A 13509-nucleotide genomic window follows, 5' to 3' on the forward strand; every position below is an offset into this window, starting at 1 on the left:
CCTTAATAATTGACAATCTTTGCAAAATCTGATGCTACAAGACTTGCTCCCCCTACTAAAGCCCCGTCTATATCGCTCTCTGCCATGAGTTCAGAAATGTTCTCGGGCTTTACACTCCCCCCATACTGTATCCTAACTAAACTTGCTTTTTCTTTTCCATAAAGGGAAGCTATAGTATTCCTTATAGCTTTTATCACTTCATTGGCATCTTTAGCTGTAGCAGTTTTGCCAGTACCTATAGCCCAAATTGGCTCATAAGCTATTACTACATTTACAATATCATCGTGTGAAACACCTTTTAAAGCCTCTTTAGTTTGATTTAAAACTACTTCAAAAGTTTTTCCTTCTTCTCTTTGAGAAAGAGATTCTCCTACACACACAATAGGACTTAAGCCGTGAGATAGAGCGGATAAAACTTTTTTATTCACCATTTCATCAGTCTCACCAAAATACTGCCTTCTTTCAGAGTGGCCTATTACAACATATTTCACCCCAATCTCTTTAAGCATTAAAGGTGAAATTTCCCCCGTATATGCGCCCTTTTCTTCCCAAAACATATCTTGTGCTCCGAGAAGAATATTAGTACCTTGAATTACTTTATTTACCTCTGTCAAGTCCACAAAAGGAGGTATTACTACAACTTCTGCTTTTGCGTCTTTCACTTGAGGTATCAATTCCTCAACTAACTTCACCGCTTCAGAAGGGGTCATGTGCATTTTCCAGTTACCTGCAATTATTGGTCTTCTCAAAACAAACACCCCTTTACTTATCATTTAAAACATCAATTCCTGGCAATACTTTGCCTTCCAAAAACTCTAGAGAAGCTCCTCCTCCAGTAGAAATATGAGTGACTTTATCCGCATATCCTAATTGCTCTATAGCAGCTGCAGAATCACCACCGCCTACTATAGTAGTACCTTTGCATTCACTCAAAGCTTTCGCAATAGCCTCTGTACCTTTTGCAAACTCAGGAATTTCAAAAACTCCCATAGGCCCATTCCACACTACTGTCATGGCGCGTTTTATCACTTTTGAGTATTCTTCAATAGTCTTAGGTCCAATGTCTACTCCTATTTGGTCTTGAGGCATTTTGTCTATATCGACTACTTCATAAGGTACGCCTGATTTCAATTCTTTAGCAATAACTGTATCAACAGGAAGCATCAAATTAACACCTTTTTGCTTAGCCTTCTCCATTAATTCTTTAGCTAACTCTATTTTATCCTCTTCTAAAAGCGACTTACCAATTTCATATCCTTTTGCTTTTATAAAGGTGTAAGCCATACCACCGCCAATTAAAAGGCTATCTACTTTTTCTAATAGGTTTGTTATAACCCCTATTTTGTCAGAAACTTTAGCTCCTCCTAATATAGCGACAAATGGTCTCTTTGGATTTTCTAAAGCTTCTCCCATAATAGTAAGTTCTTTTTCAATTAAAAAGCCTGATACTGCCGGCAAATAAGCTGCAACGCCTGCTGTAGAAGCATGGGCCCTGTGAGCTGTGCCAAAAGCATCATTTACATATATATCTGCTAAAGAAGCTAACTCTTTTGCAAATTGAGTGTCATTTTTCTCTTCTTCTGCGTGGAATCTCACATTTTCTAAAAGCAATACTTCTCCTTCTTTTAATGCAGCTGCTTTTGTTTTAGCATCATCTCCAATTACATCCTCTGCCATAATGACTTGTTTGCCTAAAAGCTCTGACAACCTTTTTGCAACAGGTTTTAAAGAATATTCTGGATTTACTTTGCCCTTTGGTCTTCCTAAATGGGATACCAGTATTACTTTAGCATTGTGATTTATTAAATACTCAATAGTAGGAAGTGCTGCTTTTATACGAGTGTCATCTGTTATATTTTTGTTTTCATCCATAGGCACATTAAAATCTACTCTCACTAAAACTCTTTTTCCCGCCACATCTATATCACGCACTGTCTTTTTCATCACAAAAACCTCCTTATATTAGGATTTAAAGGTCCGGTCCACAAAGGACACGGACCCTTTACTACTTAGAGTCTGTCAGCAATATATTTTGCAAGGTCAACAACTCTGTTGGAATAACCCCATTCATTGTCATACCAAGAAACAACTTTCACTAATGTTCCTTCAATTACCATTGTAAGAGGTGCATCAACTATAGAAGATCTGTCGTCTCCTTTATAGTCCATTGAAACTAATGGCTCTTCAGAATAACCTAAAATGCCTTTCATATATGTTTCAGAAGCTTCTTTTAATGCTGCATTAACCTCTTCAACTGTAACAGGTACTTCAACTTCTGCAACAAGATCAACAACAGATACGTCTGGAGTTGGAACCCTCATCGCAAAACCATTCATTTTTCCTTTTAATTCAGGAATTACTAAGTGAATAGCCTTTGCTGCACCTGTTGTAGTAGGTATTATTGACATAGCCGCAGACCTTGCTCTTCTCAAATCGCTGTGAGGTAAGTCAAGTATTCTTTGGTCATTTGTGTAAGAGTGAACTGTTGTCATCATACCTTTTTTAATGCGGAATTTGTCGTTAATAACCTTAGCTATTGGTGCTAAGCAGTTGGTTGTACAAGAAGCATTTGAAATTACATGATGGTTAGCTGGGTCATACATGTTTTCATTAACACCCATAACAATTGTTATGTCCTCATTCTTAGCAGGTGCAGAAATTATAACTTTTTTAGCTCCAGCATGGATGTGCTTTATAGCATCATCTTTGTTTGTAAATCTTCCTGTGGATTCAATTACAATGTCTACTCCCAATTCTCTCCATGGAAGCTTTGCAGGGTCAGTTTCTTTGAAAATTTTAATTTCCTTGCCATTTACAATTAACGCATCATCCGTATAAGATACTTCTCCTTCAAATTTACCAAAAGTAGAATCGTATTTTAATAGATGAGCCAATGTTTTTGCATCTGTTAAATCGTTGATAGCTACAAATTCAAGGTCAACATTTTTCTTAAATGCAGCTCTGAATACATTTCTTCCAATTCTTCCAAAACCATTGATAGCAACTTTAACACCCATTATGTATTCCTCCTTGATTTTTATTTTATAAACACCTGAAAAGGTGTTTTAAACAATTTTTAAAATCTCAAATGCAGCTCCTTCATCAGTGACAAGCACTTGTACATTGCCACTTCTGCAAGTAGAAACAATAGCTTCTGCTTTACCTTTTCCGCCAGATACTGCTATTAAATTTTTAACAAACTTCAGGTCTTCTAAAGTCAAGAAAATGCTTGGCGTTGCATAGACCACTTTTCCTTCTCTATCAAAATAATATCCTAAAGCTTCAGCTGTAGCATTGTTCCCTTCTAAAAAATCTCTAATATCTTGTGGTAAATTCCTTCTCTCTGCCATTATATCTGCGCGACCTATTCCAAATATCAAAATATCTGCTTTTTTCAAGGTTTCTACTACATCTTTTATATCCGGCTCTTTGATGAGACTCTTTACCGCCTCTTTGCCCAAATTATCCGGCACGTGCAACATCTTGTATGTACCGCCAAGTTTTTTAGCTAAAATTGAAGCGATTGTATTTGCCTGCTTTTCTACTTCCCGGCCTAATCCACCACGGGCTGGCACAGCTACTATGTTTGATTGGGAATAAAGTTGAGGCATACCATTTGCAACTTCTAAGACAGTTGAACCACCAGTTAAAGCAATAATACTGTCATAATTTATTATAGTTTTTAGGTAATTCGCCGCTGATTTTCCTAATTCTTTTTTTATCATAGGATCTTGTTCTATATCTCCTGGTACAACTATGACCTTCTCAATACCCAGCTTGTCCTTTAACAAACTTTCAATATTGTTAAGCCCTTTAAGCTCATGTATAAAATCTTTCAAGTTCTCAATTAATTCTTCTCCCTCTTTGGTGATAGTCATTCCCATCGGATTTATATCCACCAAACCTTGAGCCTTCAAAAAGGATACCTCACTTCTAATTATTCGTTCCCCCATATTCAACTGGTGTGAAAGTGCCCTTCGCCCTATGGGTTGATTAAAATATATGTTTCGCATTATAGTATATCTCTTTTGAAGTAAATCTATTAACTCTGGTACTATCTTTTGTTGTAAAGCTATAATATCTTTCATGCCATTTCCCTCTTCAGGACGGTTAAAGTCCCGTTATTCTATAAATGTCCCACATTTCATAAAAAGTATTTACATTAACTATTTTATACTATTAATAAAGCTTTTTCAATAGCCTAAATGGGCATTTACATGCCCATTTAATATCTTCTTCTTTTGATAGTAGAAGGAATGTTGCATTCCTCTCTATATTTTGCCACTGTTCTTCTTGAAATATTAATATTTTTTTCTTTTAAAATATCCGCTATTTTCTGGTCACTTAAAGGATTTGTTGGATCTTCTTCTTCGATCAATTTTTTTATGAGATTTTTAATAGTTTCAGCAGAAAATTCATTCCCATTTTTATTAGAAATTCCAGATTGAAAGAAAAATTTTAGTTCAAAAAGCCCTCTTGGAGTCGCAACATATTTCCCATTTATAGCTCTGCTGACAGTAGATTCATGGATACCTACAATATCAGCAATTTGTTTTTGTGTCATAGGCTTTAAGTAATTGATACCTTTGTCAAGAAAATCCCTTTGTAACTCCACTATTGCTTTAACTACTTTATACAAAGTTTCTTTTCTACTTTCTAAACTCTTTATAAGCCACATGGCTGATTGCAGTTTTGAATTTATATATTTTTTAGCTTCTTCATCATGGCTATTTAAAATAGAATGATAGTAATTATTAATCTTGAGCTTAGGAGTGACTGAATCGTTTACTATAACAAAATACTCTCCCTCTCTTTTTATTACCTCCACATCTGGTACAATATATCTAACATCTGCTGTAGAAGAAAAGCTGCTTCCCGGTTTAGGATTGAGTTTTTTTATAAAATCTACAGCTTGTTGTACTTCTTTTAGGGAAATATTATACAACTTTGCTAAGTATGAATACTTCCCCTCAGCAATTTCCTCAAGATGATAGTCTACCAATTCTTTTACAATGCCTTTGTAACTATCTTGGGCTAAAAGCTGAAGTTTTAAACATTCTTGCAAATTACGTGCTGCAATTCCTGGGGGGTCAAAAGATTGAACTATAGATAATCCTTCTAATACCTCTTCTTCAGTACATTCCAGAATTTCCGCAATATCTTTTATATCCTCTCTCAAATAACCACTCGGACTTAGACTAAATATTATATATTCACATATTTTCTGGATTTTAGGAGAAACAGGGGTTATGTGAAGTTGGAACAAAAGGTGGTCAGTCAAAGAAGGCTTTGTGGACACAAAGTTTTCATAATTGACTTCTTCTATTTCTTCATCATCGGAATCATCATAATACATTCTCTCTTCTGTTTCTCGTATATATTTAGCCAACTCAGTAAAATCATTAGATTCATATATATCTTCTTCGATAACTTCTTCTTTTTCAAGAAGAGGATTAGTCTCTAATTCCTGTTCTATAAGAGCATTAAGTTCTAAGGAATTTAATTGTAAAATCTCAATAGCCTGTTTTAGTTCAGGAGTCATTATAAGTTTTTGAGTTTGTTGAAGTTTTAAATCGAATTCCATCCTCATATTCATGCACCCTCAATCGCTATTAATAAATTAACTCATTAAAATAGTAAAACTATTTTTTAATTATTATATCACATTTAAACGTTTTATTGAATAAAAAAAGAGCAACTAATAAATCCGGAAATCCCGATACTCCCCTTTGTAATCCGACCATCTTTCTTCTACATTATCTACTTTTGCCCATCTCAAACCTGTTTTAATAAAATTTATCAATTCTTTAATACTTTCCTCTTCCCCTTCTGCAACAACTTCTACACTGCCATCATAAAGATTTTCCGCATAACCTGCAATTCCCAAAGAAACTGCCTTTTGATACACAGAATACCTCAGCCCCACCCCTTGCACATGTCCGGTTATGCGCAAGTATACAGTTTTTTTCATAAAAATACTCCTTTCTTTTTATTGTTTTAATATAAATTTATCAATAACGTACTTTACACCATCTTCCATATTAGACTTTGTTATAAAATCTGCTACCTTTTTCACTTCTTCAATCGCATTTTCCATTGCTACTCCTAACCCTGCGAACTTGATCATTTCAATATCATTTTCACTATCTCCTATTGCTATCATTTCTTCTTTTTTTATACTTAAATATTCTCCCAAAATTTCAAGAGCCCTTCCTTTGCTAACTCCTTTGTTGACAATTTCAATATTGTCCATGTAGGAACTGGTGATTTGGATTGAATCATTTTTTGACAATTCTTCTCTTATGCTTTTTAATACCTCAATATCATCATTAAAAACTATGATTTTTAAAACACTGTCTTTTAGTTTATCTATGTCTTCTAATGGCTCTTTTATCTCTTTAACATTTACTTTTAATTCTGTTTTAAAAAGCTCATTCCACTCAGCGTATCTTTGAAATTTATTTGTAATCTCTGGCGAAAAAACTGTCGTGTCACTTATAAGCTGAAAATATGTATTATATTTTTGACAAACCTTTATAATTTCTACCATACTGTCATAGTTTAAAATACTTTCATAAATAGTATTATTGTTAGGGTCCCTTATCAAAGCACCATTACTTGCAATTATGTAAGTTCTAAAACCAATCATATCTGCATATGCATAAGCGGAAGCAAAAACCCTTCCTGTAGATATTACCACATATACTCCTTTTTCCCGAGCTTTATGTAATGCCTCTATATTCTCTTTAGATATAGTTTTATCGTGTCTTAAAAGAGTATCATCCATATCGATGGCAATTAATTTGTATTGCATTCCTTTCAACTCCTTAATTTATTGTGTTCAATTATATTATACATTATATCACTGTAAATTGCCATATCGCCGACTTGTTCAAAAACAATTGACATTATTAATGAATAGAGATATAATTAAGACACAAAATATCAAAAGAAAAATATTATCTTTTGTGAAATGGAGTGATATAATGGAGGAAGCTGCTGCCCTCTTAAAGCAAAAAGGGCTTAAAGTAACACCTCAAAGATTAGCAATACTTAATCTGCTTAGAAATACAAAAGAACATCCTACAGCAGAAACTATATACAAAAAGCTTGCCTCTGATTTTCCTACAATGAGTTTAGCTACTGTATATAAAACTTTAGAAGTCTTAAAAAATATAGGGCTCATTCAAGAATTAAACGTAGGAGAAGGCAGTTTCCGATATGATGCTAATACAAACTCACATCCTCATTTGGTATGCCTGGGCTGTGGCAAAGTAGAAGATTTAGATGAATCTGTTCTTCAAAATCTCATAGAAGAAGTGAAAAAGCACACAGATTACAGACTGGTAGAACAAAAATTATATTTTTATGGTTATTGCCCTGCTTGTCAAAAGAAGCTTAGCAATTAAAAAAATTCCCACTTTTTAAATAGAAAGTGGGAATTTTTTTAAGAAATTAAGGGTTGGTAGGCTGGAGCGCACTATCCTGAGGTGGACTTTCTTGTTCTGGAGTGAAATCACCACTTCCATCCTTTTTTTCCTCGTCTATAGGTTTAGATTTTTCTACTTTTTTAGTTCCTCTTTTAATTACTCCATCTACTGGCTTATACACATCTGTATATAAAAATTCTCTTTTAACTAATTTGTTATTTTCATAAATCAAACGATATGTATTGACTTTATAGCCAGTATGGGGCTGTATATCCACAACCTCTTCTCCTTGAGGCAAGGTCGGGTCATCTATATATTTTATTTTAGGCTCATATTTTTCAACAATCTCTGACTGAATATCTATCCATCTTGAAGGATTTTTCACATAACCATATATGTTCATTACTAATTTGTTGCCTTCTATGTAGGATTCAATATATATGGGATATTGAGTAGAATTTTTAAATTTTAAATCTAAAACATCTCCCGAAATAGTAGCATCTTGTCCTGGTGGTACATAAGCTACCGGAAAACTGTGATGGTATCTTTCAGTAATTGCTATATCCGCTCGTAAAATTGCATTATACAAGGTTGTAGCAATTTGGCACACACCTCCACCGAGATCTGGTACAAGCTTGTTTCCTACTATCACTGGTGCCTCTTTATAACCATTTTCTATAATTCTTGGACCTAAAGTTTTGTTTAAAGAAAAAGTCTCTCCTGGCAAAAGCAATGTTCCATTTACGGCTCTTGCCGCCACTGCTAAATTCCCCGAACGGTTTACATCTTGAAGATTAAATACTGTAGAAAAAGTGGAAATTCGTCCATTTATCATTTCTAACATTGATTTTGAAATTTTTGCTTCAACTTTCTCCGCTACAATCTCTACTTCTGTCTTTTCTGTCTTTCCTTTTACTAATTCATCTATAAGCTGTTTTAGATTTTTTAAAGTTTTCTCTTTATCAACTTTTACACCCTCTACATCTGGTGTAATTTGTTTTACTCCTCCTGTAATTTTTATTTTCGCATTAACTGGCTCTTTATCAATCTCTTGAGAAATTTTATCAACAAACTCTTTTAATTTATTTTCATCGTACTTGGGATAAAAGCTAAAATACTTTCCCTCTTTTTCTGTCACATAAATTTCTCTCACTCTTTCAATAGGATTTCCTTCTCTACCTATTTTGTAAGCTTCATCTACCATTTCTTGATAGCTATAAGATAAATTGATATCTTCTGATGTGATAACAAAATCTTTGTCTTGATACTTAGCTGTAATGGAAAAAGAAGGAAGTTTTATCTTATTTTTAAGAAAGTTTACCGCTTCCTCTTTTGTCATCCCTCCTATGCTTATGCCATTTACAAAAATCCCCTTTGCAATAACTTTAGAATTAAGCATTAAATAAAAATACGCAAAAGAAGATGATAAGAAAACCAAAAGCAATAAAATAATTGCAATATAAAAATAATTATTTTTTTTAGTACCACCCTTTGCTTGCATTTGCTTCTCTCCTATTCCTTTCTTCCATTTACAATAGTATAATATTACAATTAGCTTTATAATACAATTAATAATTTCTTAAAAAGGTTACGAAAATATTAATTTTTCCTTCCTTTAAAATACAAACACAGATGATTTACAGGGCACTCATCACATTTAGGTTTTCGCGCTGTGCACAAATTTCTTCCGTGATGAATTAAAAGGTGGTGAGATAAAGACCATAAGTTTTCTGGTATTAATTCCATAAGCTGCTTCTCTGTTGTAAAAACATCTTTACTGTCCGCCAGACCTATGCGATTGGACACTCTGAAAACGTGAGTATCCACTGCTATAGCCTGTTTGGAAAAAGCATTGCTTAAAACTACATTGGCAGTCTTTCTCCCCACACCCGGTAATGTCAACAATTCCTCTAAAGTTTCAGGCACTTTGCTATCGTATTTCTCCTTTAAAATTTTACATGTCTCTAATATACTTTTTGATTTATTCCTATACAAACCACATTCCCTTATTTCCTCTTGAAGCTCTTCAGGAGTAAGCTTTAAAAAATCCTCCGGCGTTTTATACTTTTTAAAAAGCCTGTCAGTAATTATATTCACTCTTTTGTCTGTACACTGCGCTGACAAAATTGTGGCAATTAAAAGCTCAAACGGATTAGTAAATTTAAGCCCTGACTTAGCATTAGGATAAGTATTTTTTAGTATTTCTATGACTTTTAAGGCTTCTTCCTTTGTTATTTGCAATTTCCTCACCCTTTTAACCTATTTATCGCTTTTGCCATCATTTCTTTAGCAAATTCATCTTTTTCTTCAATTAACGCTTCCTTTATTTCAACCACGACTTCTTTATCTTTGTCGCACAAATGAGAAAGAGCCCATGCACTATATCCTCTCAAAAGAGGACTTTGTGACTTTAACAAGTTTTTTATAGGCTCTATACAACTTTTTTCCTTTGTATTGACACAAGCAATTATAGCATTTCTTATTATAATACTTTTTCCCCTCCAAGAGGAAGAAGTTGGTCCAAAAATTTCTGCAAATTCCTTTTTTGACATATTTAAAATTTCTATTAAGTCATGTCTTGGCAGTAACTTATCCGGTACAAATTCTGGCCTTACTACCTTTTTTGCTCTTTTATTAAAAGGACACACTTGCTGGCAAGTATCACAGCCATATATTCTTCTGCCCATTTTTTTAGCTATTTTTTCTTCTATTTTGCCTTTTTTGACTGTAATATAAGACAAACATTTATTGGCATCTATTATATAAGGTTCAGCTATAGCATTTGTAGGACAAGCTTTTATACACAAATTACAATCCTCACATTTAGTTTTTTGCGGTGCATCCGACTCAAAATATTTGTTTATGAGTATTTCTCCTAAAAAAATATATGAACCATATTCATCGTTTATTATAAGTCCATTTTTCCCAAACCACCCTATCCCTGCATGGTAGGCAATTTCTCTTTCTAAAAGCGGGTTATTGTCCACTAAACATACTGTTTTTACTTCTTGGCATTTTGATTTTATAAATTCAGAAAGTTTTTCCATCTTCTCTTTTAAAACTTTATGATAATCTACTCCCCAGCTGCTTCTTGAAATTATACCATAGCTTCTACTATAATATTTAATCTCATGTTCCACATTATATGATAAAGCTATGGCTATAATAGATTTCACTTCAGGCAAAATAAATTCAGGAGAGATTCTTTTTTGAATATCTCTCTCCTCAATAGAACAACTATAGCCTAAATTTTCTCTTTCTTTTAGAAAATTGTTATATTCTTTCAAACAATCAGGACTTGCAAAACCTACTAAGTCAATGCCAATTTGTTGTGCAAATTTTTTTATCTCTTCCTTAGTTACACAATCCACTATTTATCCCCTTTATCTTCTTTTTTATTAGACAATAATCCATAATAATATTTAAGCTTTCTATAAACTTTATCGTAAATTTCTTCAAAGCTTTTTCCTGTCAAAATTTCTATCCCTTCTTCAATTGTTTTTACACTGTAGATGTGGAAAAGCCCTCCTTTAACTGCTTCTATAACTTCTTCTGTTAAAACCAAATTATTGACATTTTGATGAGGAATTATTACTCCTTGCTCCCCTGTCAAACCTTTTTCTTTACAAACCTTGTAAAATCCCTCTATTTTATGGGTCACTCCTCCCACCGGTTGTACCTCCCCAAATTGATTGACTGACCCTGTTACGGCAATTCCCTGTTTTATAGAAACTTCTGCAAGGCTGGAAAGGAGTGCATAAAGTTCTGTACTGGAAGCACTATCTCCTTCTACTCCTTCATAGGACTGTTCAAAAACGATTCTAGCAGAGAGGGTCAAAGGGAAATCTTTTGCAAACTTACTCCCTAAATAACCTGTCAATATCATAACTCCTTTGTCGTGTATTCTACCACTCATTTTTGATTCTCTTTCAATATTTACAACCCCTTCTTCCCCTGGGTATGTGGTGACAGTTATCCTTGAAGGCTTACCAAATTCATAATCCCCTAAATTTATAACAGCTAATCCATTGACAACTCCTACTCTCTCTCCCTCAACATCAACAAGATATATGTCCCTTTTGAAATATTCTAAAACTTTTTCTTCTAGCTTATTTACCCTCTTTATTTTTTCTTCTATAGCCTTTTTAACATGGACTCCTGTAACTACTTGACTTCCTTCCAAACCTGCCCAGGCATCTGCCTCATACAATACTTCCACAATTTCGTTAAAGCGGGTAGTTAATTTGTCCTGGTCCTCAGAAAGTCTAGTACTATACTCTATAACTTTTGCAACACCTTCCCTGTCAAAGGGCTTTAAATTGTTTTCTACACAGTGGGTCTTTATAAAAGAAGCCATATTTTTCATATTTTCTTCATTTAGCTCCATCTCTTCGTTAAAATCTACTTTTATTTTAAAAAGTTTGCTAAAGTCCTCATCATAATTGTAAAGCAAATAGTAAAGATAAGGGGTACCTATTAAAATCACCTTTACATCCAACTTTATAGGCTCTGGTTTTAAAGAAGAAATTGACAAAAATCCATATTGAGAAGATATATTTTCAATTATAATTTTTTCCGTCTTTAAAGACCTTTTTAAAGCATCCCAAGCATAAGCATAAGATAACAGATCTTTTGCTTGCAAAATTAAATAACCGCCATTTGCTCTATGTAATGCTCCAGCTTTTATTTTAGTAAAGTCCGTTGTAGCAACTCCAAAGTCACTTTCGTATTCTATACTTCCTATTATGTTATTATAGTTAGGATTATACTCAAACACAACTGGAGCACCGTCAGTATTGCTATTGTCTACAAGCAAATTAACCATGTACTTTTTTAAAAAGGCTTTTTCTTTCCTCATCAAAAGAGGAAATGGCATATCTTCTCCATCAGTACTCTTAAAACTTCCAATATTTTCTAAGATGTCCTTTTTGACGCTTTCTAAATATTTTAGCACACTTTCATTTACTTTATATCTCCCCTTTAAATCCTCAATCAAATGACCTACAGCAAAGAGACCTATATTATTGTCCAAATTTTTAATTTCATCTCTCGCTTGTTTGTCAATAGATTGTATTTCCTTCCATATTTGAAGAGCTTTTACTTCAAATTCTGCAGCTCTTTTTTCAATTTCCTTTCTTACTTCTTCATCTAACTGTTGAAACTCTTCTTGACTTATTTGCCTTCCTTCTATAACAGGAATGCTTATAATACCTGTGCGAGTATCTTTTAAGACAAATCCAAAACTTTTTGCAAGCGTATTTAATTCTTCCATTAGCTCACTCTTTTTTTCTTGGTATTTCTTTATTATCTCACTCTTTTGCATATCATAAGAATCCGATTCAAAAGCTTTAGGTATATCCCTTTGGAGTTGTTCCACAAAATCCTCCATGTCTTTTTTGAATTGCTTGCCCATTCCAGCTGGTAATTCTATCGCTATTGGTTGAGCAGGTTTTTCAAAATTATATACATAAACCCAATCATTTGGCCTTTCTTCCGTTCTTGCAATCTTCTTTATGTAACTGGAGGCAAAACTAGTTTTACCAGTTCCAGTTATTCCTGTTATAAATATGTTGTAACCTTTCTGTTTTATTTTAATTCCAAATTCCATTGCCTTTTTCGCTCTGTCTTGTCCTATTATTCCTTCTAATGGAGGGATTTCTTCAGTTGTGTCAAAATCAAAAACTTCTGGATTTACATATCTTTTTAATCTGTTAAAACTCAACTTTCCCATAACAACACCCACCCAATCTTTTTAATAATAATTATTCGCCAACAAATCAATTTTTCCTCTTTTTACACAAAGAATAAATTTTGGCTGAAGGATAGTCCTCCAGCCAATTAATCTTCTTCATCAATTTTTCCGTCTCTTTCATCCATTTCTTTTTCTGCAAATTTTATCATTTTCTTTACCATGTTTCCTCCTATTTTACCCACTTCTCTTGTAGTCATGTTTTCCCATCCGCGTTTTTCAATATCATCATCTAAATTAAGCTCTTCAGCAGCTTCTTGCTTCAAAGAATCTAACTCATCCTCAGCTTTAGGGTATAACTTTTTTCTTTTCCCCATAAAAACCCTCCAT

At 33.6% G+C, this 13509-nt stretch carries 13 protein-coding genes; 1 reads left to right on the forward strand and 12 read right to left on the reverse strand.

Annotation, left to right across the window (positions count from 1 at the left end; genetic code table 11):
* Positions 1-2: 2 nt before the first annotated feature.
* The 7 genes from tpiA to OEI98_RS09820 form a co-directional block, all read right to left on the reverse strand.
* Positions 3-749: a triose-phosphate isomerase gene (tpiA, locus tag OEI98_RS09790; protein WP_028986121.1), complete on the reverse strand. Its 747-nt coding sequence runs from the start codon at positions 747-749 to the stop codon at positions 3-5.
* A 13-nt stretch (positions 750-762) separates the two neighbouring features.
* A complete protein-coding gene (locus tag OEI98_RS09795) occupies positions 763-1944 on the reverse strand; it encodes a phosphoglycerate kinase (protein ID WP_004402126.1) in 1182 nt (393 codons plus the stop codon).
* Between the two features lie 65 nt (positions 1945-2009).
* Positions 2010-3017 (reverse strand): type I glyceraldehyde-3-phosphate dehydrogenase, encoded by a 1008-nt coding sequence (gap, locus tag OEI98_RS09800; protein WP_004402128.1) that lies wholly within the window; start codon positions 3015-3017, stop codon positions 2010-2012.
* Between the two features lie 48 nt (positions 3018-3065).
* Positions 3066-4088, reverse strand: coding sequence for a sugar-binding transcriptional regulator (locus tag OEI98_RS09805; protein ID WP_004402130.1), 1023 nt, complete (start codon positions 4086-4088; stop codon positions 3066-3068).
* 137 nt (positions 4089-4225) lie between these two features.
* Complete coding sequence (gene rpoN, locus OEI98_RS09810; RefSeq protein WP_003870202.1) at positions 4226-5590, reverse strand: RNA polymerase factor sigma-54; 1365 nt, start codon at positions 5588-5590, stop codon at positions 4226-4228.
* 108 nt (positions 5591-5698) lie between these two features.
* Positions 5699-5971, reverse strand: a complete 273-nt coding sequence (locus OEI98_RS09815) for an acylphosphatase (protein ID WP_003870203.1) — start codon at positions 5969-5971, stop codon at positions 5699-5701.
* A gap of 18 nt (positions 5972-5989) precedes the next feature.
* A complete protein-coding gene (locus OEI98_RS09820) occupies positions 5990-6814 on the reverse strand; it encodes a Cof-type HAD-IIB family hydrolase (protein ID WP_003870204.1) in 825 nt (274 codons plus the stop codon).
* Between the two features lie 172 nt (positions 6815-6986).
* Here OEI98_RS09820 and OEI98_RS09825 point away from each other — a divergent pair, with 172 nt between their 5' ends.
* Positions 6987-7409 (forward strand): Fur family transcriptional regulator, encoded by a 423-nt coding sequence (locus tag OEI98_RS09825; protein WP_003870205.1) that lies wholly within the window; start codon positions 6987-6989, stop codon positions 7407-7409.
* Positions 7410-7455: 46 nt separating this feature from the next.
* Here the strand turns inward: OEI98_RS09825 and OEI98_RS09830 are convergent, their stop codons facing one another.
* The 5 genes from OEI98_RS09830 to OEI98_RS09850 all read right to left on the reverse strand — a co-directional run bounded on the left by OEI98_RS09830 (position 7456) and on the right by OEI98_RS09850 (position 13496).
* Complete coding sequence (locus OEI98_RS09830; RefSeq protein WP_003870206.1) at positions 7456-8931, reverse strand: VanW family protein; 1476 nt, start codon at positions 8929-8931, stop codon at positions 7456-7458.
* Between the two features lie 98 nt (positions 8932-9029).
* Positions 9030-9671: an endonuclease III gene (nth, locus tag OEI98_RS09835; RefSeq protein WP_019907822.1), complete on the reverse strand. Its 642-nt coding sequence runs from the start codon at positions 9669-9671 to the stop codon at positions 9030-9032.
* 5 nt (positions 9672-9676) lie between these two features.
* Positions 9677-10801 carry a tRNA epoxyqueuosine(34) reductase QueG gene (gene queG / locus OEI98_RS09840; RefSeq protein ID WP_004402132.1) on the reverse strand — a complete coding sequence of 375 codons (1125 nt, stop codon included), beginning with the start codon at positions 10799-10801 and terminating at the stop codon, positions 9677-9679.
* Positions 10801-13161: a Lon protease family protein gene (locus tag OEI98_RS09845; protein ID WP_003870209.1), complete on the reverse strand. Its 2361-nt coding sequence runs from the start codon at positions 13159-13161 to the stop codon at positions 10801-10803. The genes queG and OEI98_RS09845 overlap by 1 nt, the downstream gene beginning before the upstream one ends.
* A gap of 107 nt (positions 13162-13268) precedes the next feature.
* Complete coding sequence (locus tag OEI98_RS09850) at positions 13269-13496, reverse strand: alpha/beta-type small acid-soluble spore protein (protein WP_003868666.1); 228 nt, start codon at positions 13494-13496, stop codon at positions 13269-13271.
* Between the last annotated feature and the right edge of the window lie 13 nt (positions 13497-13509).

The organism is Thermoanaerobacter sp. RKWS2 (assembly GCF_026240795.1).
GTDB lineage: Bacteria > Bacillota > Thermoanaerobacteria > Thermoanaerobacterales > Thermoanaerobacteraceae > Thermoanaerobacter > Thermoanaerobacter ethanolicus.

Coding starts and splice junctions, on each gene's coding strand:
- OEI98_RS09795 (WP_004402126.1), bottom strand. CDS start 1,944: ATGAAAAAGACAGTGCGTGATATAGATGTGGCGGGAAAAAGAGTTTTA.
- OEI98_RS09815 (WP_003870203.1), bottom strand. CDS start 5,971: ATGAAAAAAACTGTATACTTGCGCATAACCGGACATGTGCAAGGGGTG.
- rpoN (WP_003870202.1), bottom strand. CDS start 5,590: ATGAGGATGGAATTCGATTTAAAACTTCAACAAACTCAAAAACTTATA.
- gap (WP_004402128.1), bottom strand. CDS start 3,017: ATGGGTGTTAAAGTTGCTATCAATGGTTTTGGAAGAATTGGAAGAAAT.
- OEI98_RS09830 (WP_003870206.1), bottom strand. CDS start 8,931: ATGCAAGCAAAGGGTGGTACTAAAAAAAATAATTATTTTTATATTGCA.
- OEI98_RS09825 (WP_003870205.1), top strand. CDS start 6,987: ATGGAGGAAGCTGCTGCCCTCTTAAAGCAAAAAGGGCTTAAAGTAACA.
- OEI98_RS09845 (WP_003870209.1), bottom strand. CDS start 13,161: ATGGGAAAGTTGAGTTTTAACAGATTAAAAAGATATGTAAATCCAGAA.
- OEI98_RS09850 (WP_003868666.1), bottom strand. CDS start 13,496: ATGGGGAAAAGAAAAAAGTTATACCCTAAAGCTGAGGATGAGTTAGAT.
- OEI98_RS09820 (WP_003870204.1), bottom strand. CDS start 6,814: ATGCAATACAAATTAATTGCCATCGATATGGATGATACTCTTTTAAGA.
- OEI98_RS09805 (WP_004402130.1), bottom strand. CDS start 4,088: ATGAAAGATATTATAGCTTTACAACAAAAGATAGTACCAGAGTTAATA.